Origin of the sequence: Pandoraea capi (assembly GCF_902459735.1) — a bacterium.
Classification (GTDB): Bacteria; Pseudomonadota; Gammaproteobacteria; order Burkholderiales; family Burkholderiaceae; genus Pandoraea; species Pandoraea capi.
The window spans coordinates 68225-92211 of sequence record NZ_CABPRV010000011.1 but is presented as its reverse complement, the minus strand read 5'-3'; the positions used below and the strand labels follow the sequence as shown (position 1 = coordinate 92211).

Below are 23987 nucleotides of genomic sequence, written 5' to 3'. Positions count from 1 at the left end.
GCGCTGCGGATCACCTCCTCTTGCGCACCCGTTTGGGCCATCGCCCGACACCGAACCGCCACGCGCTGCTGCGTCACTCTCGTGTGACGCAGCGGCTCGTGGCGGTATTCGTTTCGGCAACCGTCGGGGGCTGGCTCGTCATGCCGGGCGTTGCGATGGCCGGTGCGACGGCGGCCACGCCCTCCCAACCCGACTGGCAAGCCCGCGATTGGGCCATGGCCTGCATGAGCTGCCACAATGCCGCCGCGCCGGTGCATGCGGGCAAGGCGACGTTGCGCGCCCTCGAAGGGCGCTCGGCGACGGCAATGATGGCCTCGCTCCAGGCCATGCGCGACGGACGGCAATCTGCCACGCTGATGCCGCAACTGCTCAAAGGCTATCGCGACGACGAGTTGCAACGTATCGCCGCGTACTTCGCTACACAACCGGTCGCTGCACAGCCAGTCGCTACGCGGCCCGCCGCGAAGCCACCCGTCGCCACACGACCGACAGCGCCACGATAGCGAGCCCATCATGGATCGTCGCCAACTCCTTTTCGGTTTGAGTTCCATGGCTGCGCTGGCCGGGATGTCGCATGTCCCGGCGGCGGTCGCGGCGCCGCTCTGGCCGACACCGGTCAAGGGGAGCGCCCGCATCGTGGTCATCGGCGGCGGCTTCGGTGGGGCAACGGCCGCGAAGGCGCTGCGTGTGCTGTCGGGCAACACCCTCGACGTCACGCTCGTCGAACCGGGCGCAGCCTTCGTTTCGTCACCCCTGTCGAACCTCGTCGTCGGCGGCAACTTGCGTGTGAGCGATCTCACGGTGCCATACGACCGCCTCGTCGCGCGGCACGGCGTGACATGGCGGCGTACGCGCGCCGAGGCCATCGATGCCGAGCGCAAGCAGGTCCGGCTGGCCGATGGCGCAACGCTGCCGTACGACAAGCTGATCGTGTCCCCCGGTGTGTCGCTTCGGCGTGAAGCCATTGCCGGGCTGAACGACCCGGTGGTTCGCGAAGCGCTTCCCGTCGGCTGGACGGACGCCCGCGAGAGTGCGCTGCTGCACGCCCGTCTGAAGGCAATGCCCGAGGGCGGCGTGTTCGCCATCACGATTCCCGAAGCGCCGTTTCGCTGTCCGCCAGCACCCTACGAGCGAGCATGTCAGGCCGCCGCGTGGCTCAGGCAACACAATCCGCGCGCCAAAGTGCTCATCTTCGATGCCAACGATCAGGTGCTGGCCGAAGCGGAACAGTTTCAGGAGGTCTGGCGCTCGCAGTTCGCAGGGATCGTCGAGTATCACCCGCAGTTCAACTGCACGGAGGTCGCGGCAGACGGCAAGCAACATCTGGCGCGTTTCGAACTGGGCGAGGAAGTGCGCGCCGACGCGCTGAACGTCATCCCGCCGATGCGCGCGGGCGATATCGCCGTGCGCAGCGGTCTGGCGACGGCCAACGGTCGTTGGTGCGACGTCGACTTCCTGACGTTCGCGTCGAAGGCGCAGCCCGACATCCATGTGCTTGGCGACGCCATCCAGATCGCGCCGCAAATGCCCAAGTCCGGCCACATGGCCAACCAGCACGGCAAGGTCTGTGCGGCGGCCATCGTGGCGGCGTTGTCCGGCAGGCCGGTCAATCCCGAACCGCTCTACAGCAACACCTGCTACACGTTCGTTTCGTCGACCGAAGCGATGCACGTGGCGAGCGTGCATCGCTATGACGTGTCGCAGCGCACCATGATGCCAGTGCCGGGCACCGGCGGCGCGTCGCCACGGGCCACACGGGACGAATTCGCGCTGGGACTCGCATGGGCACAGGGGATCTGGGCCGACATGCTGGCCTGATGCGGATTCCGGCGGCATCGATCGTGCTCCTGAAGGGTTTGGAAACGCTGCGCAATCGCGTTTGGAGGATTGGCTCTAAGCGCTGAAACCGACGTCAAAGGCACGCCCCGGTTACCCCTGTCCGAAGCGCCCATGCGCCGTGTTGTCCGTGCGCTGCAAACCCCCGGTTTCCCTTGTTGACGGGGCCTCACCCCTCGCGGTTACACTGGCTCCACGAAAAAATAAGCGTTGGGGGGCATAGGGATGGCGCATCGCCAGGGAGAGTCCCGTCTTGCGTCACGCGTCGCGCGTGAGGGCTCGGTCAAGTCTGTTCGCAATCACAGTGTTCATCGCGTTCCCAGTATCCGCAGTGTCGCCGTCTCCGTTTGCGTCTCGCTTGGCTCCCTGAGTCTGCTCGGCTCGCAACAAGCCTGGGCCGATGCCAGTCCGGTGCGCGGCGATCCGATGCAAAGCATTCCGAAGATCGAGGCGCCCAAAGCCGCCGCACCCACGATTCACATTCAGCCACCGACGCAGGAGGATGCCCTCAAGTCGCTGCTCGCGCGCAAGATCACGCCACAGCGCTTCGGTATCGAAGGCGTGAAGTCGCTGCCGTTCGAGCAGGTCGCAGGCCTGTTTGCGCCGTTGGCGGGTAAGGAAGTGTCCATCGGCGATCTGGTCGAGAAGGCCAATCAGGTCACGAAGATGTATCAGGACGCAGGCTATCTGCTGTCGTTCGCCTTCGTCCCTGCGCAGGATTTCAACGACGGCTTCGTTCGCGTGACGGTCGTCGAAGGGTATATCTCCAGCACCAGGATCACCGGCACGCCGGGGCCGTCCGAACAGCGACTGCGCGACATCGCGGCGCACATCGAGGCGGAGCGTCCGCTCAAGCGTGCGACGTTCGAGCGTTACCTGAACCTGCTCACGCTCGTGCCCGGCATGAAGATCAAGGCCGACGTGCAGCCGCCCACGCAGACCGACGGCGCGACCGAACTCTCGCTCGACGTGTCGCGTCAACCCGTCGCGCTGGGCACATCGCTCACGTACAACAACCCGGGCATTCGTGGCGTCTTCACGGTAACCAGCAATGCGCTGACGCCGCTCGGCGAGCAGATCCAGCTCACGGCCATCGCGCCGAAGGGCCATAACGATGAAGAGTTCTACGCGGCGTCGTATGTGCAGCCGCTGGGCTCGAACGGGCTTCAGGCGCGCCTCGATGCCTCGCACTATCGCGGACAGCCGGACGATCAGGCGCTCGCCGGACTCACGCGCCATCTCGATACCAAGCGCGTGGCGGTGAGCCTGTCGTACCCGATCCTGCTCAATAATCAGCGCAGTCTGACGGTCAGCGGCGGCATGTACGGCGTGAATTCGCGCGATCGCTATGAAGTGCCGAATTCGCCGAACAACATCAACTCCCAGACGAACGTGCGCGCCACGCAGGTGCAACTGGCATACAACGAGGTCACGGAGAAGCAGACGCGCAGCGCCACGCTGGGCGTGTTCAAGGGCTTCAACGGGATGGGCGCCAGCCAGTCGTATACGACGAACCCCGCCGGCATTCAGCAGATTCTCGGGCCGTACGATCTCGCCTTCTGGCGCTTCAACCTCGACGCCAAGCAGGGCGTGGTGCTGCCGTGGGAGTTCGGTGTCGTCGTGTCCGCCGGGGCGCAGTACAGCGGCAACACGCTGCCAACGTCCGAGCAGGCCACGTTCGGCGGGCAGCGCTTCGGTCTGGGCTATCCCGCCGGGGAAATTGCCGGGGACAAGGGCTGGGGCGCGTCGATCGAGCTGAACCGGATGTTCCGCACCGACTTCCGCTATCTGAAGACGATCCAGCCGTATCTGCTGCTCGACACCGCGCGCGTCTATCTGAACTACGGCCAACTGTTCCACAATCAATTGGCGTCCGTGGGGCTGGGCGTGCGGATCTCCGACAGCAAGTACTACACGCTCGACCTGTCGGTGGCCAAACCGATGGCCGATGCGCCGACGAACTCGCCGAACCGTCCGCTGCGCTTCAACGCGAACTGGTCGTATCAGTTCGAGTAAATCGGCGAGCGCGAGACAGGGATGGCGGTCACAGCACTCGCCATCTCTGGCTCGCGCCTTGCCAATTACCCGGCTCTCATCTACTTCTGATCCGCCTCATCCATCCCATCCGTGGCTTTCTCGCGTCGTCTCCCGCCATCTTTTTTATCGGGTTTTTCCCTGATGCCTGAACGCGCCATGCCGCCATGCGCTCCGATGTGCGTTTCGGCGCCGGTGCAAACGGGCCTCTCGCAGTCGCATGCAGCGTCGCGCGCTATATCCGGCGGTATACATGGAAACGCCTGGATCGCCGCTGAAATGCCGGGTGGCGACGACGATATCTCGGTGTCCGACGTGTTGCAGTGCAGCTTGCTTCCGTCGCCCGTTATTTTGATTATCCGTATATGCGTATGTAGGCATATACGAACTTCTCTGTGCCTTCGCACGAATTTGAAGACTGACCGTCATGGAAGAACTCGATCGCGTATTCGAAAAGGTATCGCACTACTTCAGCCTGCTCTCCGAGCCGACGCGGCTGCGGATTCTGCACGCGCTGTGCGGGGGCGAGCGCTCGGTGAACGAAGTGGTGACGGAAGTGGGTTCGTCGCAGACGAACGTGTCGCGGCACCTGGGGGCGATGTATCAGGCGGGCGTGCTCTCGCGGCGTCGCGACGGGAACCAGGTGTACTACACGATTGCGGATACCGGGGTGGTCGAGATCTGTCGCGCGGTGTGCGTGCAGGTGGCTGGCCGAATCGAGGAGGAGGCGCTGCCGGAGCGTGCCGTGGACGGCTTCATGCCGCGCGGGAGCTAAAAGGCGCCATAGCGCAAAGCAGGACCGTATCACAGCAGCACGGCAAGACCCGTAACAAAGCGCGACAAGAAAACGCAGACGAGGCCCGCGTGCCCGTCAATCGTTCGTAGCCGCCGGTGTCCTCGCGACGCTGGCGCACGCCACAAAACGCGAGGAGACAGGGTGAGCAAGATCAGCGATGGCGTATCGCGAGCCGGCCGTTTGCGCCGGGCGCCGGAGAATTTCGTCGACGGCCCGCTGGCCGACGACATCGTCCGCAACGGGATGAACCCGGCGCGGCGCGGGTTCCTGCAACGCAGTTTTCTTGCCGCCGGTGCCGCCCTCGCGGGTGGCGCCGCCTTCGCCGCCGACGCCCCGTCGGCCGCCGGCGATCCGATGATTCTCGAGCCGCGTCCGTGGGCGACGTCGCTGGGGCAGCCCGTGGCGGCGCGGCCGTACGGTATGCCATCGAAGTTCGAAGCGAACCTGCAACGGCGTCAGTCGCCGGGTCTCACGCAGACGGCGCAGGCGTCCGTTGCCTTCACGCCGCTGCAAGGACTGTTCGGCATCATCACCCCCAGCGGTCTGCACTTCGAGCGCCATCACCAGGGCTGGCAGGAGATCGACCCGACGCAGCATCGCCTGATGGTGCACGGGCTCGTGCGCGAGGCGAAGGTGTACACGATGGACGACATCATGCGTCTGCCATCCGTCTCCCGCATGCACTTCATCGAGTGCGGCGCGAATACCGGCATGGAGTGGGGCAATGCCGCCGTGCCGACCGTCCAGTACACGCACGGCATGCTGTCGTGTTGCGAATTCACCGGTGTGCCGCTGTCCGTGTTGCTCGACGACGTGGGCGCCGACACCAAACGCGGCCAGTTCGTGCTTGCCGAGGGGGGCGACGGATCGGGCATGACACGCACGATCTCCATGGAGGCGGCGCTCTCCGACGTGCTCGTCGCGTGGGGCATGAACGGCGAGATGCTGCGCCCGGAGAACGGCTATCCGCTGCGCCTTGTCGTGCCGGGCGTGCAGGGCGTGTCGTGGGTGAAGTGGCTGCGTCGCATCAAGGTGGGCGACGCCCCTTGGAATACCAAGGATGAAACGAGCCACTACGTCGACCTGATGCCGGACGGCCAGCACCGTCAGTACACGTCGATTCAGGAGTGCAAATCCGTCATCACGTCGCCCTCGGGCGGGCAGGCGTTGCTCGATCGCGGCTATTTCAACGTGACGGGGCTGGCGTGGTCCGGGCGTGGGCGGATCAAACGGGTGGACGTGTCGACCGACGGCGGCAAATCGTGGCGCGCTGCGCGACTCGAATCGCCGGTGCTGCCCAAGTGCCTCACGCGATTCAATTTCGACTGGCAATGGGATGGCTCGCCCGCATTGCTGCAAAGCCGCGCGGTCGACGAGACCGGCTTCGTACAGCCGCGTTATCGGCAACTGCGCGACGTGCGCGGCACCAAGTCGATCTATCACAACAATGCGATCCAGACGTGGCAAGTGGCGCAGAACGGGGAGGTGACCAATGTCCACGTCGACTGATCGCCAGCGGGCCGCCATGGCGATGACGGCGGGGGTGCCGACGCCCGCGTCTGCCGCTCGGCACGGGAAGTCCGCGCGGTGGCTTCACCGGGCGCAGGCGCTCGTCGTGGCCGGTCTGTGGGCCGGTGCCCTGACGCTCGCCGGCATGACGATTGCCGCATGGTTCGCATCGCCAGCGCACGCCGCACCGCCGGCGGCGAATAAGTCCGCTGCGTCTGCACAGATGGCCGCCACGCCCGCGTCTCCCGTCAAGGCGCCGACCGGCATGGCCGCTATCGGCCGCGAAGCGACGCCGGCGGAGCTGGGCGCGTGGGACATCGACGTGCGTCCCGATTTCAAAGGCTTGCCGAAAGGGCAGGGTTCGGTCGCGGACGGACAGAAGCTCTTCGATGCGCGCTGCGCCTCGTGCCACGGCACCTTCGGCGAGAGCAACGAAGTCTTCAACCCCCTGGTGGGCGGCACCACGGCGGACGACATCAAGACCGGGCACGTGGCGTCGCTGCGCGCGAACAACCAGCCGGTGCGCACCACGCTCATGAAGGTCGACACGGTCTCCACGATCTGGGACTACATCCGTCGCGCCATGCCGTGGAACGCGCCGCGCTCGCTCACGCCCGACGAGGTGTACGCCGTGACGGCCTACATCCTGAATCTCGGCGAGATCGTGCCGGCGGACTTCGTGCTGTCCGACAAGAACATCGGCGACGTGCAGAAACGCATGCCCAATCGCAACGGCATGACGCGTGCGCATGGCATGTGGCGCGTGGGCGACAAACCGGATACCCATAACAAGGCGTGTATGCAGGATTGCCCTGAGGCTGGTATCGTGACGTCCGCACTCCCTGCGTACGCCCGCGACGCACATGGGGATCTGGCCGCGCAGAACCGGGTCATCGGCCCGGTGCGTGGTGTCGATACGAAGCTGCCGCCGCTGTCGGGCACCGCCGCGCAAAATGCGACGGTGCGCAAGACCGCGGCCCTCGCCACGCTTGGCATGGCGAGTCCGGACGCGCCGGCCCAAACCGCCGCTGCGACGTCACCGGCAGCAACGCTTGCGGATAAGAACGGTTGTCTGGCCTGTCACGGCGTTACCGACAAGAAGATCGGGCCCGCCTTCTCGGAGGTCGCCGCCAAGTACCATGGGCAGTCGAATGCGACTGAAATACTGGTGGCGAAGATACGTGCCGGAGGTGCCGGTAATTGGGGCAGCATGCCGATGCCGCCGCAATCACAGGTCGCAGAAACCGATGTCCGTACGATGGTCGACTGGATTCTTCGTGGTGCACATTGAGCGGGCAGGGTGTCCGACGGATGCGCCGACGATGTGTCGTGCCGCCGCAGGACCCCGTCCCCTACACAAACCGAAGGAGCAAGAATGAAGAAGATGCTGATCGCTGCGGCCATGCTGGCCGGCACCTCGCTGGCTCACGCCGGCGTCGACGTCGCCGCTGCGACCAAACTCGCTGCTGCCAACGCCTGTATGGGTTGCCACGCCGTGGACAAGAAGCTCGTCGGCCCGTCGTATCAGGACGTCGCCGCCAAGTACAAGGGCGACAAGGATGCCGTGGCCAAGCTGGTGAAGAAGGTGAAGGGTGGCGGTTCGGGTGTCTGGGGTCCGATCCCGATGCCGGCGCACCCGAACCTGTCGGATGCCGACGCCAAGATCCTGGTGGATTGGGTTCTGGCGGGCGCCCCGGCGAAGTAAGTCCGGGGCAGGGGGCTCGCCGCAGTACCTGGCGAGCGAACGGCGGCCGGTGCAGGTCGTGATGTCATGACCGTTGCACCGGCGGCCTTCAGAGAAGGAAACACACAGAGATGAACCAACAGCGACGCGACATGCTGCGGTTTTCCGCGGTAATGGGACTGGCGGTGGCCGCCGGGCTGATCAAGCCCGAAGAGGCCCGCGCGGCACAGGTGGAATGGAACAAGGCGGCGTTTGCCACCAAGAGCGTGGCCGACACGGTCAAGGCGCTCGGCGGCACGAGCGCGAGCCCCAGCGACCTGGTCGTGCTGACGGCTCCCGACATCGCCGAGAACGGCGCGGTCGTGCCGGTGGCGGTCACGAGCAAGGCACCGAACACGCAATCGATCGCGATCCTGATCGAGAAAAATCCGAATACGCTCGCGGCATCGTTCGATATTCCGGACGGCACCGAGCCGTCGGTGACCACGCGCGTGAAGATGGGGCAGACGTCGAAGGTCTACGCGCTCGTCAAGGCGGACAACAAGTACCTCGTGGCCGAGAAGGAAATCAAGGTCACGCTGGGCGGCTGCGGCGGTTGAGCGACACATCGTATAAGGCTAGAGGAGCACAACATGGGTAATCCGATGCGCATTCGCGCAACCGAGGCCGGCGGTGTCGTCGAGGTCAAGGCGCTGATGAGTCACATCATGGAAACCGGCCAGCGCAAGGACGCTTCCGGTAACATCATCCCTGCACACTTCATCCAGACGGTCACGGTCACCTGCAACGGCAAGACGGTGCTCACCGCCGAATGGGGTCCGGCCGTGTCGAAGGATCCGTTCATGTCGTTCAAGTTCAAGGGCGGTAAGAAGGGCGACAAGGTTGCGGTCACGTGGACCGACAACAAGGGCGATTCGCGCACCGACGAGGTGACCGTCGCCTGAGTCGGCATGCCGGGGGTGTGTCGCACCCACCTACCCCACAAAGAGGAGAGCCAGATGAAAGATGCGCAACATAGCGCACAGGCGACCACCCCTGCGACCGTTCGCGGTTCCGCATGGCTGCGTCGCACCGTGCTCGGCGGCATGCTCGCCGTCGCGGGCGCCAGCGTTCCCGTAGCCACTGCGTTGGCCGCCGACAGCTCGACGGCAGACGCCATCGCGCAATATCGCGAGATGCTGGCCGACGGCAACCCGGCAGAACTCATCGAAATGCGCGGCGAAGAGCTCTGGAAGACGCCGCGCGGCCCGAACAACGTGTCGCTCGCCCAGTGTGACCTCGGGCTCGGCGCCGGCGTGGTGAAAGACGCCTACGCGCAACTGCCGCGCTACTTTCCCGATGCGAAACGCGTGCTCGACGCCGAGTCGCGCATCGTCGAATGCATGGTGAATCTGCAAGGCTTCAAGCGTGCCGACGTCATCAAGCAGCCGTTCTCCAAGGAAGGTCAGGACCCGACCGATCTCGAAGCGCTCACGGCTTACGTGGCAGGACAGTCGCGCGGTGCGCAGATCCGTGTGCCGCAGTCGCACAAGGAGGAGAAGGAAGCCTACGCGCGCGGCCAGAAGATCTTCTATTACCGTGCCGGTCCGTACGATTTCTCGTGCGCGTCGTGCCATGGCGCCGACGACAAACGCATTCGTCTTCAGGATCTGCCGAACCTGACCAAGCCGGCGGCGGCGCGTCAGGCGTTCGCCACGTGGCCGGGCTACCGTGTCTCGCAAGGCGCGCTGCGCACGATGCAGTGGCGCATGTACGACTGTTTCCGCCAGCAGCGCATGCCCGCGCTGAATTACGGCTCGCAGGCGTCGATCGATCTGATTACCTTCCTCGGTGTGATGGCCAACGGCGGCAAGATGGACGCCCCCGGCCTGAAGCGCTGACCGATCACGAGGCACACCCATGAAAACATTCGCATTGCGCGCGACGGGGCTCGCGCTGGCAGCGGCCGGGGCTCTCGTCGTCGGCGCGGCCTTCGCTCAGGGTGAGGGCGCGAAGCTCGTCACCGGCACCACCGACGCGGCTGTCGTGCAGGAGTTGCGCGACTCGTTCCGTGGCCAGGGTATCGCTCAGCTCGATCGCATCGACCAGAGCGAACTGCAGAAGCTTTGCACGCAGTACGCCGTGAAGCCGATGCCGGCGAAGATCGCCGAGCGTCTGCAAAAGGCCGAGCTGGCGAACGTCAAGGCACCGGCCGACGGCACGTATCTCGGCGATTGGAAGGCCGGCGAGAAGGTCGCCCAGAACGGACGCGGCAAGCAGTTCACCGACAAGGCCGACACCGTCAACGGCGGCAACTGCTACGCCTGCCATCAACTGACGAAGACCGAGATCTCGTTCGGCAACATCGGCCCGTCGCTTTACAACTACGGCAAGTTGCGCGGCGATTCGCCCGAAGTCGTCAAGTACACGTGGGCGAAGATCTACGACTCGCACAGCTACATGGCGTGTTCGAACATGCCACGCTTCGGTGCGGCAGGCATCCTGACGGAACAGCAGTTGAAGGATGTCATGGCGTTGCTGCTCGATCCGGCCTCGCCGGTCAACCAGTAGGGCGCGTCGTCATGGTGCGCGGCGGCGTTTCCCGTCTTGCGATGGGCGCGCGCCGCCACCGCCTTCCGGAGTCCAGCATGAAATCCCTGATCGGTTCGATGCGTCGCGTGACCCCGCGTGCGCTGGCGGTGTTCGTCGTCACGCTGGGCGCGGCGGCTGCCATGGCCAGTGCACCGGCGCACGCGGTGGAGGTCGGCGACACGGTGTCGCTGCCGTCGCTCACGTTGCTCGATGGCAAGACGATGCCGGCGAGCGCGTTCCGGGATCGCACGGTCATCGTGGAGTACTGGGCGTCGTGGTGTCCGTTCTGCGCGCAGCAGAATCCGCATCTGCAGAAGCTTTACGACGCGACGCGCGGCAAGCCGATCCAGATCGTCACGCTCTCCATCGACAAGAAGCCGCAGGAGGCGATCGACTACCTCAAGGCCCACCAGTACACGTTCCCGGCGGGGATGGAGACGGACGCGTGGCAGGCGGCGCTCGGCAAACGTCGTGGCTTGCCGGAGCTTTACGTGATCGGCCGCGACGGCCGCGTGCTGCGCAAGGAAGTGGGCGAGATGTTCGGCGAGGACGTGGCGGCGCTCGCGGATTACGCGGGCAAGTAAGACAGGTCGGTCCGGGCCGGCCGGGCGAACCGTCGACGCATGACAGCGGCTGCGCCATGGGTGCGACGTCATCGTCGCTCAATGGAAGACGAACGGATAACGACAAGATCGGCGCACTGCACATGCATGTGCCATGGAGACGAAATGAATCGACGCGAGTTCATGCAGGTGCTGGCCGTGGCGGCCGCTGGCGGGATGGCCCTGTCGCATCACGAGACGGCGGCGGCGAAAGCGGCGGCTGTGTTCTACGACCTGCCGAAGTTCGGCAACGTGCACCTGCTGCACTTCACCGACTGCCATGCGCAGTTGCTGCCGATTTACTTCCGTGAGCCGAGCGTCAATCTGGGCATCGGCGAGCAGGCCAACAAGCCGCCTCACCTGGTGGGCGACGCGTTCCTCAAGGCTTACGGTCTGCGTCCCGGCACGCCCGACGCCTATGCCTTCACCTATCTCGATTTCGCTGCCGCCGCGCGCACGTACGGCAAGGTCGGCGGCTTCGCTCACCTCGCGACACTGGTCAAGCGGATGAAGGCGTCGCGCCCCGGCGCGCTGCTGCTCGACGGTGGCGACACGTGGCAGGGGTCCGGCACGGCCATGTGGACGAAGGGGCAAGACATGGTGGACGCCACGCTGGCGCTCGGCGTGGATGTCATGACGGCGCACTGGGAGTTCACTTACGGCGCCGATCGCGTGAAGTCGGTCGTCGAGGAGCAGCTCAAGGGCAAGATCGACTTCGTCGCGCAGAACGTGCAGACGAACGACTTTGGCGACCCGGTGTTCGCGCCGTACACCATGAAGACGATGAACGGCGTGCCGGTGGCGATCATCGGGCAGGCGTTCCCGTACACCCCCATCGCGAACCCGCGTTACTTTGTGCCGGACTGGACCTTCGGTATTCAGGAGGAGCGGTTGCAGTCGATGGTTGACGAAGTGCGGGGCAAGGGCGCGCAGGTGGTGGTCGTGCTCTCGCACAACGGCATGGACGTCGATCTGAAGCTGGCGTCGCGCGTGCGCGGCATCGACGCGATTCTCGGTGGCCACACCCATGATGGCGTACCTCGACCGGTGGTGGTGGAGAATGCCGGCGGCAAGACGCTCGTCACCAATGCCGGTTCGAACGGCAAGTTCCTCGCCGTGCTGGACTTCGACGTGAAGGGCGGCAAGCCCGTGGACTTCCGCTACAAGTTGCTGCCGGTGTTCGCGAACCTGCTGCCGGCGGACACGCAGATGCAGGCGCTGATCGAGCGCGTGCGCGCGCCATTCGCCGCGAAGCTGGCCGAGCCGCTGGCGGTGACGGAGGGCGTGTTGTATCGCCGGGGGAATTTCAACGGCACTTTCGACCAGTTGCTGCTCGATGCGGTGATGGCCGAGAAGGACGCCGAGATCGGTTTCTCCCCGGGTTTCCGCTGGGGCACGTCGTTGCTGCCCGGGCAGGCGATCACGATGGAACAGTTGCTCGATCAGACGGCGATCACCTATCCGTACACGACGCTCACGCCCATGACCGGCGAGACCATCAAGACGGTGCTCGAAGACGTGGCGGACAACCTGTTCAACCCGGACCCGTATTACCAGCAGGGCGGCGACATGGTGCGCGTGGGGGGAATGGATTACGTCATCGATCCGATGGCGCCGATGGGGCAGCGGATTACGGAGATGCGTCTGAACGGCAAGCTCATCGAGGCGGGCAAGACATACAAGGTGGCCGGCTGGGCGCCGGTGGCCGAAGGCGCGCAGGGCGAACCGGTGTGGGACGTCGTCGCGCGTTACCTCAAGGCCCAGAAGACCATCGTGGCGAAAGCGCCGAAGGTCCCGGCCATCAAGGGAATGAAGGGGAATCTGGGGGCGATCTGAGCCCGCGGGGCCGACGGCCGAATGTGGCTGGCGGCCCGGCATGACGGTATTCCCGAGCAATTTTGTCGGCGGCTCGCCGTGCTCGGAAAAATCGATATAATCAAAGCTTCGTGTGGGGCGGTAGCTCAGCTGGGAGAGCGTCGCGTTCGCAATGCGAAGGTCGGGAGTTCGATCCTCCTCCGCTCCACCACATCGCTTCACGGCGCGCCGCGTCTTACGCACAGCGCCCCCTCCTCTGCCTCATCCGGCTTTCCCGCTCCCCTGCGTTGCTGTTCTCGCTGGCTATCGGGTTCGGTCGTTTCCATTCCGCAGCGATTCGTCTCATCGTCAATTCTGTTGTCCCCGGATGTCACGAGCGCGCCTTGACGTCGTGGGATCGTCTCCCGCTGCCCCAGCCGTCATGCGGGAGACGGGGATTTGTAAAATATCTTGTCACGCGCTTGTCCTTGGTATTGCACGGCAGGTAGAATTGTTCAAGTTTTGACAAAACCCGCCGAAACGTTGGGCGGCTGCCATGGCGCGGCGCTCACCGGGGTGTGCTGTATCGATCCGCCGACGTGAATTCCCGCGTCGAATCAGTCAATCCAGAGGGACCGCCACCCCATGACGAGCCGTCAAGCAAAAGTGCAGGAAGATACGTACTTCCGAGTGATGCGCATTCTTCAGGAAAATCCGGATCTGACGCAACGTGAGTTGGCGGAGAAGTTGGGCGTGAGCGTCGGCGGCCTCAATTACTGTCTCAAAGCGCTCATGCTCAAGGGATGGGTGAAGATGCAAAACTTCGCTCACTCAAAGAACAAGTTCGGTTACGTCTATGTATTGACGCCAAGCGGCGTCGCTGAGCGCGCCGCGCTCACCAGTCGCTTTCTCAAGCGCAAGATGGACGAGTACGAAGCACTAAAAGAAGAAATAGAAGCACTTAAAAGAGAGTGCGAAGTCGGCGACGAAATTCCGACGCAACATAGCTAAATGCTTGCTGCATAAGAAATACATGCCGTAATGGCAGTCGTAAGACGATCGTAAAGTCGATCTCTGATCTGGTAGCATCTGCATCCATTTTGCGTTCACCCGATGCAGGTGGATAAAGCTGAAATTGGTAACCTCTCGGATTTTGGTATCCGGGGTCGTGGAGCGATTTATGAATCTAGCGGGTGTGAGACTTGCAATTGTGGGGCTGGGTTATGTGGGGTTGCCGCTGGCTGTAGAGTTCGGCCGCACACGCTCTGTGACCGGTTTCGACATTAATCAGCGTCGCATCGGGGAATTGAAGGGCGGCAACGATTCCACATTGGAGACGACCGCAGAAGAGCTTGCTGAGGCAAAGCATCTCTCGTTCACCACGGACGTGAACGATCTTCGTGAATGCAATTGCTACATTGTGACGGTGCCCACGCCCATCGACGACTTCAAGCGGCCCGATCTGACGCCGCTCATCAAAGCCAGCGAAACGGTTGGGAAAGTGCTCAAAAAGGGCGATATCGTCATTTATGAATCGACGGTTTATCCCGGCTGCACCGAGGAAGATTGCGTGCCCGTGCTGGAAAAATATTCCGGCCTGAAGTTCAATGTCGACTTCTTTTGTGGTTACAGCCCTGAGCGCATCAACCCCGGCGATAAGGAACATCGGGTCACCACGATCAAGAAGGTCACGTCTGGTTCGACGCCTGAGATTGCAACGCTTGTCGACGATCTCTACAACGAGATCGTGACCGTGGGCACCCATAAGGCAGAAAGCATCAAGGTCGCAGAAGCTGCCAAGGTCATCGAGAACACGCAGCGCGATCTGAACATTGCGTTGATCAACGAACTGGCGCTCATCTTTAACAAGATGGGAATCGATACGGAAGCCGTCCTGAAGGCGGCGGGAAGCAAGTGGAATTTCCTCCCGTTCCGTCCGGGTCTGGTCGGTGGTCACTGTATCGGTGTGGACCCCTATTACCTCACGCACAAAGCACAGGCTATCGGCTACAACCCCGAAATCATTCTGGCCGGCCGGCGCCTGAACGACAGCATGGGTATGTATGTCGTGGCGCAGCTCGTCAAGGCGATGACCAAGAAGCGCATCCATGTGGAAGGCGCGAAGGTGCTCGTCATGGGGCTGACGTTCAAGGAGAACTGTCCCGATCTGCGTAATACGCGCGTCGTGGACATCGTGGCAGAGCTCAAGGATTACAACTGTGAGGTCGATGTCTACGATCCATGGGTGAGCGCCGAAGAGGCCCATCACGAGTACGGCATCACGCCGGTCGAGTCGCCGGTTCCGGGAAGCTACGACGCGATCATTCTCGCGGTGGCGCACGAGCAGTTCAAGGCGATGGGGCCAGACGCCATTCGTGCTTTCGGTAAGACCACCAGCGTGCTCTACGACCTGAAATACGTGCTCACGGCGAGCCAATCCGATCTGAGACTGTAAGAATGACAGCTTTCGACAATCTTAAATTGCACCTCAGTACCACCCCGCAAACCTGGCTCGTCACCGGTGTCGCGGGTTTTGTAGGCAGCAATCTGCTTCAGGCGCTGCTCACGCTGAATCAGCGTGTGGTCGGTCTCGACAACTTCAGCGGCGGGCATCAACGGAATCTCGACGAGGTGCAGCGTCAGGTTTCCGCCGGACAATGGTCGAACTTTCGCTTCGTGCAGGGTGATATTCGCGACCTCGAGACGTGCCAAAAGGTATGCGACGGCGTGGACATCGTGCTGCATCAGGCCGCGCTGGGGTCGGTGCCGCGCAGCATTGCCGACCCGATCAATACCAATCAGAACAATATCGACGGTTTTCTGAACATGCTCGTGGCGGCGCGCGACGCCAAGGTGAGTCGCTTCGTCTACGCGGCGAGCAGTTCGACCTATGGCGACCATCCGGGGCTGCCGAAGGTGGAAGATAAGACCGGAAAGCCGCTCTCACCCTACGCCGTGACCAAACTGGTCAATGAGCTGTACGCCGATGTATTCGCCCGTACCTACGGGCTCAAGACAATCGGCCTGCGTTATTTCAATATCTTCGGACGCCGTCAGGATCCGGACGGCGCCTACGCAGCCGTCATTCCCAAGTGGATCGCCTCACTTGCCCGTAACGAAGCCGTATTCATTAACGGCGACGGCGAAACGAGCCGGGATTTCTGCTATGTCGACAACGCCGTTCAGGCCAATCTGCTTGCCGGCACCGTCACGAACGATGAGGCCATCAATCAGGTCTACAACGTCGCCGTCGGCGATCGTACGACGCTGAACGAGCTCTACCATCATCTGCGCGAAAACCTCGCCGCGAAGTATCCGCACCTGAATAACGCGCAGCCCGTCTACCGGGACTTCCGCGCGGGCGACGTGCGTCATTCGCTCGCCGACATCGACAAAGCGCGGCGGTTGCTGGGTTACCAGCCGACACATCGTATTGGCGAAGGCCTGAAAGAAGCGATGGATTGGTACGTCGATTTTCTGGAAACGCGCCCTGCCTGACGGCGCTGGGGCACCCGGATACCGACAGCGTCGGCACCGGCGATACTTTTGAAAAAGCGATTCGCGAAGGGAGCTGGAGATGGAAATCGAGCTGGTTCAATTGCAAAAGCACGGCGATGATCGTGGCGCGCTGATCGCGCTGGAAGACCAGCGCAACGTGCCTTTCGAAATCAAACGCGTTTATTACCTCTTCGGTACGAAGGAAGGGATCAAGCGCGGCATGCATGCCCACCGCAATCTCCGACAGATGGTGATTGCCGTGCGTGGGCAATGCCGCTTTCTCTTGGACGATGGCAGTGAGCGTGTGGAGTTGTTTCTGGACAACCCGGCGCAGGGCCTGCTGATCGAATCCATGATGTGGCGCGAAATGTATGACTTTTCGCCGGATTGCGTGTTGATGGTGCTGGCCAACGCCCATTACGACGAGTCCGACTACATTCGCGACTACAAGGAGTTCCTGGAAATCGCAAAGGGAGAATCGCATGACAGCTAAGAAAGTTTTCATCGTCGGCGCAGGCGAATTTGCTCAGATTGCATACGAATACTTCACGTACGACAGTGATTACGAAGTCGTCGCCTTCTGCGTGAACAAGGAATACATCAAGGAGCCGACGCTATACGATCTGCCGGTCGTCCCTTATGAGGAGGTCGAGGCTCGTTTCCCGGCTGGCGAATATCTCGCCTTCACGGGCATTCCGGCATCCGACATGAACCGCACGCGTACCCGCTTCTATCAGGATCTGAAAGCGAAGGGCTACTCGTTCGCGACTTACGTCAGCAGCCGTGCGTTCGTCTGGCGAAATGCCACCATCGGCGAGAATTCGTTCATTTTCGAAATGAACACGATCCAGCCGTTCGTGACCATTGGCAATAACTGCATTCTCTGGAGTGGCAATCACGTCGGTCACCGCAGCGTGATTCATGACAATTGTTTCGTCACTTCGCATGCGGTGATTTCCGGCTATTGCGATATCGGTTCCGGTACCTTCATCGGCGTCAATGCAACGCTCAACGACAACGTTCGCATTGCCGAGAATTGCTTGATTGCGGCCGGCAGTCATATCGCAAAGGACACGGAAGCCGAACGTATTTACGCCGGCAGCCCGGCCCGGGCCGTCCCGGGTAAATCGAGCTTCGAAGCCGGGATCTGAGGGGACGTCATGTGGAACAAACTGGGGCTGGTGTTCGACGCCGCCAAATACACGAACCAGCAATGGTTTTGTAACTCGGCGCTAACGCCGCAACCGTTCCGTCTCAATGATGAAACGATTCGCGTGTTCGCCGGATTTCGCGACGCAGAAGGCGTGAGTCGCATTGGTTACGTGGACATTGCTTCAGGCGATCCGTCGCGAATTCTTGGCGTCTCGAAGACGCCGGTGCTCGACATCGGCCGCGACGGATGCTTCGACGACAACGGCGTCATCATGGGCGATGTCGTGAAAACGCCGTCCGGCGTCTATTTGTTTTACGTCGGTTTTCAACTCGTCAGGAAAGCAAAGTTTCTTGCGTTCTCCGGTGTGGCGTTGTCGGAGGATGGCGGCGAGACATTCCGTCGCCTGAGCGAATCGCCGATCCTTGAGCGGGACCGTTTCCAGAGCACGATCGGCGCAATTCATACCGCGCGTTACGAAAATGGTGTCTGGCGCATCTGGTTCGCGCGCGGCGACGGTTGGGAGATGATCAACGGCGTCCCATACCCGCAGTATCACATCTGCTACACCGAGACGAAGGATCTTCTCAATATCCCGCGTTCGGCCGTGACGTGCGTGGAAGCCGTTTCGCCGGAATACCGGATCGGCCGTCCGAAGGTCTACAAGGTCGCCGATGGGTCCTACGTGATGTATGCGACCAAGGGCACTATTTCGGGCGAATACACGCCAAGCTTTTTCCGTTCGAACGACGGGATCAAGTGGGAGCGCGACGACTCGAGCCTTGGCATTGCGCCGTCCGAATCGGGTTGGGATTCCGAGACGCTGTGCTACCCGACGCTGATCAGCGACGCCGGTCAGACGCTCATGATCTACAACGGCAACAAGATGGGGCTTAACGGCTTCGGCGCGGCTGTCGGTAACCAGGTTGTGCTCGCATGACCGTGGGCTCGGTAACGCGTTACGGCCCTGAGCTGAAAGATGCCTGGGACGGTGTCGTGCGCAATTCGAAGAACGGCACCTTTCTCCATCTGCGCGATTACATGGATTATCACGCAGACCGTTTTACGGACTGCTCGCTCCTGTTTCAGGAGAATGGCAAGGTGGTCGCGGTGTTCCCGTGCAGCGCGCATGGCGACAGCGTAGTGAGCCACGGTGGTCTGACATACGGCGGGTTGATCTACGGAAAAGACGTGCATGCGACGACGGTGTTAAGCATGTTCGACACGCTCGCCGAGCACTTCAAGGCGGCGGGCTTCCAAAAGGTCGTCTATAAGCCGGTGCCGCGCGTGTTTCACACGTATCCCGCCGACGAGGATCTCTACGCGCTGTTTCGAATGAGCGCACGGCTCTACCGACGGGATCTGTCGTCGGTGATTGAACTGGCAACTCGCCCCAAGTTCAGCGATTCCCGGAAGAATACGGCGCGTAAGGCCCCGAAGGCCGGTGCGCGTTTCGAAGAGATCGACGATACGGAGGGCTTCCACGCATTGCTTGCCTCCGTCCTGGCCCGATTCGGTAGCTCGCCGGTGCATTCCGTTGCGGAACTCCGACTGCTCAAATCGAGATTTCCGGAGAATATCCGGCTTTTCGGCGTTCTCCTGGAAGACAGACTGCTCGCCGCATCGCTGGTATTCGATTTTGGCCCCGGGGTACATACCCAGTACATGGCGGCCTCGGACGAAGGCCGGGCCTTGGGCGCGCTCGATTTCTTGCTGGTCAATCTGATCGAAAACACTTTCTCCGAAAAGCAGTATCTGAGTTTCGGCATCTCCACCGAACAGCAAGGCCAGTTTCTGAATGAAGGTTTGATCAAACAGAAGGAAGGCTTCGGCGGTCGCGGAATGGTTCACGACTTTTACGAATGGGACTTGTAAGCATGATTCAATTTCTCGATATCAAGGGAATCAACCTCGCCCTCGAAAGCGAACTGAAGCAAGCCTTCGACCGAGTGTTGCACAGCGGCTGGTTCATTCACGGTCAGGAAGTGGCTGCGTTCGAGTCGGAATTCGCGAGCTATTGCGGGACGTCGGGGAGCGTTGGGGTCAGCAATGGCCTGGATGCGCTTCATCTGATTCTGCGCGCATACGATATCGGCCCGGGCGACGAGGTCATCGTGCCGTCCAACACGTTTATCGCGACATGGCTGGCTGTTACCTATTGTGGTGCGACGCCGGTCCCGGTAGAGCCGTTGATCGAGACGTACAACATCGATCCTGCGAAGATCGAAGCTGCGATTACCGAGCGCACGAAGGCGATCATCGCGGTTCATCTTTACGGTCAGCCGGCCGATATGGACCCGATCGTCGCCATCGGCAAGAAGCATGGACTGCGTGTCATCGAAGACGCGGCACAAGCGCATGGCGCCACATACAAGGGACGTAAGGCCGGGTCGCTCGGTGACGCGGCTGCTTTCAGCTTCTATCCGGGAAAGAATCTCGGCGCATTGGGTGACGGCGGTGCGGTGACGTCCAACGATCCCGACCTCATCACCAAGGTGCGCATGCTCGGCAACTACGGTTCCCAGATCAAGTACAAGCATGAAATGCGCGGGTACAACGCGCGTCTGGACGAGATGCAGGCTGCCTTCCTTCGCGTCAAGCTTCGTCACCTCGACGCTCAGACGGAAATTCGCCGTCAGATCGCCGCGACCTACTCCGACAGTCTGCGCGACGTCGTCGTCCCGCAAGTCATGAGCGACGCGAACCCGGTCTGGCACCTGTATGTCATTCGTACCAAGCAGCGCGATCAGATGGTTCAGCGCCTCAAGGAGCACGGTGTCGCGGCCTTGATCCACTATCCGATCGCTCCGCATTTGCAGGACGCTTATGTCGATCTCGGCTACGGTAAGGGGGCATTCCCGATCTCCGAGACCATCCACGATGAGGTACTGAGCCTTCCGATGGGGCCGACGATGGCCGAGTCCGATATTCGAACGGTGATTGAAAGCGTGGCCAAAAGCCTGTAACGCCGGCATCGTTGGACGGCAACGGGATTCTCTATCCACATGCGCAACGCGCCGTGATTGCCGGCGCAATCTGGCAACCCGACAGTGCGACGTGACAGCACCAGCGCCGGCGCGCCTGAATCCCGGGCCTGCTTCGACCCCGGACCGGGGCGCCGGTGAGCGCCGCGTTATCAAGGAAATGCTTTGAGTAAGAAAGACGTCCTCAGCGCGATTTTTGGCTCAGGGTTCTCGCGTGGCTACGTACTCGGCTCGGAACTGGTGCTTCTGCTCATCACGACCTCGTGGATGAGGCCCGTTGATCGAGGGGTTTATATCGCCGGTTTTTCACTGTTGAAGACCGTGTCGATTGTGAGTTCTCTGAGTTTCGGGCAAATCGCCATCCACCAGATCGGCGAGCGCCGACAGCAGTCGGTCGGTGACATCGGGGGAAGTCTGCTTGTCGGATGTGTCGTGTTTCCCGCGATTGCGATACTCGCGCTGTATGCATACGGCTGTGTGTCAGACGACTTCCGGCGAATCTATGTCGAACCTTATCTGCTGCTTCTGGCGATCGGTTTGCCGATATTTGTCCTCGAACTGTACTTCTATGCGTTCCTGACGGCGCTGGGACGGCTCAACACCGGCAACAAAGCCATCGTGGTGGGCAAGACGGTAGCGTGGGGCGGTGTGTTGGTGATGGGCTTCCTCAGAGGGCATCTCGACGCGGTGGAAGTGCTCGCATCGCTGGTTGCAGGCCAGTTGGTGATCGTGCTCGGGTATTGCGTGGGGCTGGTCTCGGAGTTTCGTCGCCGTGACATCCGTCTGACGTTCGAATGGGCGGCGTTCCTGGGCATGCTGAAAAAATCGGTGAGACTGCATCCCAGCATCATCGGCACCGTAATCTTCGGTGGTGTCGACGTGCTGATTGCGTTCAAACTCGCCGGCGCCAAGGCAGCGTCCGAATATCAGATTGCGGTCCAATTGCTGACGGCCCTCTCGATCCTGCCTTTCGCGATTGCACAGTTTGCTTACAAGCTGGTGCCGCAACTTGGCGCGAAGGAAGCCTGGATGCGCTTCCGTGGCGTGCTGTATAAGGGGCTGGCGGTGCATTGTCTGCTCGCGGTGCTCTCGGTCGGTGTCGTTTGGTTCGCCGCACAGCGCTTCTTTCACGGGCAATATGCAAACGTCGGCACCCTATACATTTTGCTGGTCCTTGGCGCTCCCGGACTTTTCCTGAGTCTGGTGATGGCACCATTCTGGATTGGGTTCGGTTACTTTGCCGCGACATCGACACTGACTATCGTGACGGGCGCGCTGATGCTTCCGCTGGGCTACTTCCTGACGGCCCGCTTCGGGGTGACGGGTACGGTAGCGACCTTTGTTAGCGGGCAATTGCTGTCCGTCGTGATCAACGGATTTTTTATCAAGCATTTGGGACGCGCGCATCATGCATGACGACAAACGCCCGGCAAAAGTCAGCGTACTGGTTCTGACTTACAACGCATCGAAGTTCATCCGGGAGTCGCTGGATTCCGTACTCGATCAGAATTACGACGATCTTCAGATCGTCGTGTCCGACGACGCGTCCCGCGACGGAACGCAGGACATCGTGCGAGCCTATGCCGAGAAGTATCCGGGCATTTTCACCGTCAATCTGAACGAAAAAAACGTTGGCATCACGCGCAATGCCAATATCGCGCTGTCGTTGTGCTCGGGCGATTTTGTCGCCTTCCATGCGGGCGACGATGTCATGCTGCCCGGCAAGATTCACGCACAGGTCGACTACTTCCGAAAGCATCCGGACTGCGTGCTGTGCTACCACAACCTGGAAATCTTCGATTCCGCTACGGGCAAAGTGCTCGGCTACTACAACGGCCGAAAGAACCCGGCTCGCGAAGGCACCGTGCGCGAGCTGATCGTGCATGGCTGCTTTGCAGGCGGTAATGCCGTCATGGTCCGGCGGGAGTCGCTCCCGCCCGGCGGTTATAACGAAGCCTTTCCGGTCGCATCGGACTGGTTGCTGTGGATTGCCACGACGGTCAACGGCGGGCGCATCGGCTATGTGAACCAGGTGTTGGCGAAGTACCGTCGTCATGATTCGAACACGACGTCGACATCGTCTTCACTGAATCGCCAGGCCATTCTGGATGCGCTCAATACGACCAACTGGGTTGCCGTCAATCATCCCGAATATGTATTTGACGCGCTGCGCAGCTACTCCATTCATCTCCGTCTGTTGCGCCGACTCGACGGGCGCAAGCATTATCTGCGTGCCTTGTTTGCCAGTATCAAGGTCTGGCCTACCATCGAGGCGTTCGGGGCGATTGCGATTTCGCTGCTCACCCTGGGGCGAGTGAAGCCATGAGGGCCAGCGCCTGGATGGTTCTGACCGGCGTGCTTTTCGTGGCGCATGTTCTGTCGTGGGACGCAGGGATCTTTTATCCGTTCAGCGACCGTTACTGGTCGGTCATGCTGATCGGTCTGGTGTGCTTTTACGTCGGCTATTGGCCCACGGCGTGGGTTGCCACGCGATTGGGTGCGATCGGGGCGTTATGTCAGTTTTCCCGGCTCGGACTTCGGGAGCATGCGGCGCATCGCACGTTTCTGGCAATGTTCTGGCTGTTCTTCCTGCTTGGGTTGCTCGATCGTTATCTGATGGTCGGCCCGGGGTTTTTCCTGCCGGATTCGGTGATGCAATATCGCATCATCATGACGGTAGAGGGCGGCCAGAATGCCATTAAGGGGTTGTCGCTAGGTAACTTCTTTCTGTTCCTCATGCCCGCTTACATCATCGCGTATCGACGTCGCTTCAACGCGATGAGCCTCGCGCTGGCGGTCATGGCGGTCATTTTCAACATCTATCTGTCGTCAGCGCGCTCCGCCTTGTTTGTGTCCGCGTTGACGGCGTTCTACTTCTGGATGCTGCCCAAGCGGATCAATCTCAATGTGACGATTCGCGTCGCGGTCGTTGTCTCAGTTCTCTTCTACGGTTTTGCGCTGATCGGGCAGATCGTGGGTAAGTCGACGGCGGAATTGGGGTTCGTCGTTTATGCAGCGGCACCGCTTCATGCATTCGACGCCTTGCTAATGGGGCAGGGTACGCTGGACGGCTACTTCCTGTCGTTCTATCCAATTCACTCGATTCTGGCGAACTTCTTCGACTTCACGCCGACGACGATTCTGCCGAACGTGTTCACGCCGCTGCCGACCAACGTCTACACAATGTTTGGCGTGTACTTCATCGACTATGGAACGGTTGGCCTGTATTGCGCGATGTTTCTCATCGGGTTGCTTTCCGGCACGCTGGACCGAGCCTATCGCAAGACCGGGAATGGACTGTTGCGCGCATGGGCGGCCGTCAACATGACGGTGTTGTCGTTATCGGTGTTTTACGACTACTACACGACGTCTGGCGTGATCTGGATGTCGATCGCGTTGTCGCCGTTCTTCTTCTCTCGCTCGGCACTTGCGACAAAGAGGTCAGAGAGGGTGGCGCCGCAACATGAGCCTGTGAACCAACCTTGACATGAGGAAAATCCTCTTGCCGGGCGAATGACATGCCCCGTCT

At 61.5% G+C, this 23987-nt stretch carries 24 protein-coding genes and 1 tRNA gene; all 25 read left to right on the top strand.

What is annotated here, in order from left to right; genetic code table 11:
- The first annotated feature begins 20 nt into the window (after positions 1-20).
- The 25 genes from PCA20602_RS20500 to PCA20602_RS20380 all read left to right on the top strand — a co-directional run bounded on the left by PCA20602_RS20500 (position 21) and on the right by PCA20602_RS20380 (position 23944).
- A complete protein-coding gene (locus tag PCA20602_RS20500; RefSeq protein ID WP_150722774.1) occupies positions 21-503 on the top strand; it encodes a c-type cytochrome in 483 nt (160 codons plus the stop codon).
- A gap of 10 nt (positions 504-513) precedes the next feature.
- Positions 514-1818 carry an NAD(P)/FAD-dependent oxidoreductase gene (locus PCA20602_RS20495; protein WP_150722773.1) on the top strand — a complete coding sequence of 435 codons (1305 nt, stop codon included), beginning with the start codon at positions 514-516 and terminating at the stop codon, positions 1816-1818.
- A 243-nt stretch (positions 1819-2061) separates the two neighbouring features.
- Complete coding sequence (locus PCA20602_RS20490) at positions 2062-3852, top strand: ShlB/FhaC/HecB family hemolysin secretion/activation protein (protein ID WP_150722772.1); 1791 nt, start codon at positions 2062-2064, stop codon at positions 3850-3852.
- Between the two features lie 445 nt (positions 3853-4297).
- Positions 4298-4645, top strand: a complete 348-nt coding sequence (locus tag PCA20602_RS20485; protein ID WP_069344555.1) for an ArsR/SmtB family transcription factor — start codon at positions 4298-4300, stop codon at positions 4643-4645.
- A gap of 162 nt (positions 4646-4807) precedes the next feature.
- Positions 4808-6175, top strand: coding sequence for a sulfite dehydrogenase (soxC, locus tag PCA20602_RS20480; RefSeq protein WP_150722771.1), 1368 nt, complete (start codon positions 4808-4810; stop codon positions 6173-6175).
- 223 nt (positions 6176-6398) lie between these two features.
- Positions 6399-7466 (top strand): c-type cytochrome, encoded by a 1068-nt coding sequence (locus tag PCA20602_RS20475; protein WP_246182268.1) that lies wholly within the window; start codon positions 6399-6401, stop codon positions 7464-7466.
- A gap of 84 nt (positions 7467-7550) precedes the next feature.
- Entirely contained in the window at positions 7551-7880 is a 330-nt protein-coding gene (locus PCA20602_RS20470; RefSeq protein ID WP_150722770.1) for a c-type cytochrome, read from the top strand.
- A 110-nt stretch (positions 7881-7990) separates the two neighbouring features.
- Positions 7991-8458 carry a thiosulfate oxidation carrier protein SoxY gene (gene soxY, locus PCA20602_RS20465; protein ID WP_039393898.1) on the top strand — a complete coding sequence of 156 codons (468 nt, stop codon included), beginning with the start codon at positions 7991-7993 and terminating at the stop codon, positions 8456-8458.
- A 33-nt stretch (positions 8459-8491) separates the two neighbouring features.
- A complete protein-coding gene (soxZ, locus tag PCA20602_RS20460) occupies positions 8492-8803 on the top strand; it encodes a thiosulfate oxidation carrier complex protein SoxZ (protein WP_150722769.1) in 312 nt (103 codons plus the stop codon).
- A gap of 141 nt (positions 8804-8944) precedes the next feature.
- Positions 8945-9739 (top strand): sulfur oxidation c-type cytochrome SoxA, encoded by a 795-nt coding sequence (gene soxA / locus PCA20602_RS20455; RefSeq protein WP_425495695.1) that lies wholly within the window; start codon positions 8945-8947, stop codon positions 9737-9739.
- Positions 9740-9758: 19 nt separating this feature from the next.
- Positions 9759-10409, top strand: a complete 651-nt coding sequence (gene soxX / locus PCA20602_RS20450; protein ID WP_150722768.1) for a sulfur oxidation c-type cytochrome SoxX — start codon at positions 9759-9761, stop codon at positions 10407-10409.
- A 77-nt stretch (positions 10410-10486) separates the two neighbouring features.
- Entirely contained in the window at positions 10487-11014 is a 528-nt protein-coding gene (locus PCA20602_RS20445) for a TlpA family protein disulfide reductase (RefSeq protein ID WP_425495692.1), read from the top strand.
- Positions 11015-11158: 144 nt separating this feature from the next.
- Positions 11159-12868, top strand: coding sequence for a thiosulfohydrolase SoxB (gene soxB / locus PCA20602_RS20440; protein WP_150722767.1), 1710 nt, complete (start codon positions 11159-11161; stop codon positions 12866-12868).
- Between the two features lie 114 nt (positions 12869-12982).
- Positions 12983-13058: transfer RNA gene (locus tag PCA20602_RS20435), tRNA-Ala, on the top strand.
- A 413-nt stretch (positions 13059-13471) separates the two neighbouring features.
- Positions 13472-13837, top strand: a complete 366-nt coding sequence (locus PCA20602_RS20430) for a MarR family EPS-associated transcriptional regulator (protein WP_150722766.1) — start codon at positions 13472-13474, stop codon at positions 13835-13837.
- Between the two features lie 169 nt (positions 13838-14006).
- Entirely contained in the window at positions 14007-15281 is a 1275-nt protein-coding gene (tviB, locus tag PCA20602_RS20425; protein WP_150722765.1) for a Vi polysaccharide biosynthesis UDP-N-acetylglucosamine C-6 dehydrogenase TviB, read from the top strand.
- 2 nt (positions 15282-15283) lie between these two features.
- Positions 15284-16324 (top strand): NAD-dependent epimerase/dehydratase family protein, encoded by a 1041-nt coding sequence (locus PCA20602_RS20420; RefSeq protein WP_150722764.1) that lies wholly within the window; start codon positions 15284-15286, stop codon positions 16322-16324.
- A gap of 79 nt (positions 16325-16403) precedes the next feature.
- Positions 16404-16817: a sugar 3,4-ketoisomerase gene (locus tag PCA20602_RS20415; protein ID WP_150722763.1), complete on the top strand. Its 414-nt coding sequence runs from the start codon at positions 16404-16406 to the stop codon at positions 16815-16817.
- Positions 16807-17475, top strand: a complete 669-nt coding sequence (locus tag PCA20602_RS20410; protein WP_150722762.1) for an acetyltransferase — start codon at positions 16807-16809, stop codon at positions 17473-17475. The genes PCA20602_RS20415 and PCA20602_RS20410 overlap by 11 nt, the downstream gene beginning before the upstream one ends.
- Before the next feature lie 9 nt (positions 17476-17484).
- The gene (locus PCA20602_RS20405; RefSeq protein WP_150722761.1) at positions 17485-18414 is read left to right on the top strand and encodes a hypothetical protein; all 930 of its coding nucleotides are present in this window, start codon (positions 17485-17487) and stop codon (positions 18412-18414) included.
- Positions 18411-19349 (top strand): GNAT family N-acetyltransferase, encoded by a 939-nt coding sequence (locus tag PCA20602_RS20400; RefSeq protein WP_150722760.1) that lies wholly within the window; start codon positions 18411-18413, stop codon positions 19347-19349. Before PCA20602_RS20405 ends, PCA20602_RS20400 begins: the two co-directional genes overlap by 4 nt.
- A 2-nt stretch (positions 19350-19351) precedes the next feature.
- Positions 19352-20440: a DegT/DnrJ/EryC1/StrS family aminotransferase gene (locus PCA20602_RS20395; RefSeq protein ID WP_150722759.1), complete on the top strand. Its 1089-nt coding sequence runs from the start codon at positions 19352-19354 to the stop codon at positions 20438-20440.
- A gap of 183 nt (positions 20441-20623) precedes the next feature.
- Positions 20624-21874, top strand: coding sequence for a lipopolysaccharide biosynthesis protein (locus tag PCA20602_RS20390; protein ID WP_150722758.1), 1251 nt, complete (start codon positions 20624-20626; stop codon positions 21872-21874).
- On the top strand, positions 21867-22784 hold the full coding sequence (locus tag PCA20602_RS20385) for a glycosyltransferase (protein ID WP_150722757.1): 918 nt from the start codon (positions 21867-21869) through the stop codon (positions 22782-22784). Before PCA20602_RS20390 ends, PCA20602_RS20385 begins: the two co-directional genes overlap by 8 nt.
- A complete protein-coding gene (locus PCA20602_RS20380) occupies positions 22781-23944 on the top strand; it encodes an O-antigen polymerase (protein WP_150722756.1) in 1164 nt (387 codons plus the stop codon). Before PCA20602_RS20385 ends, PCA20602_RS20380 begins: the two co-directional genes overlap by 4 nt.
- Positions 23945-23987 lie beyond the last annotated feature (43 nt).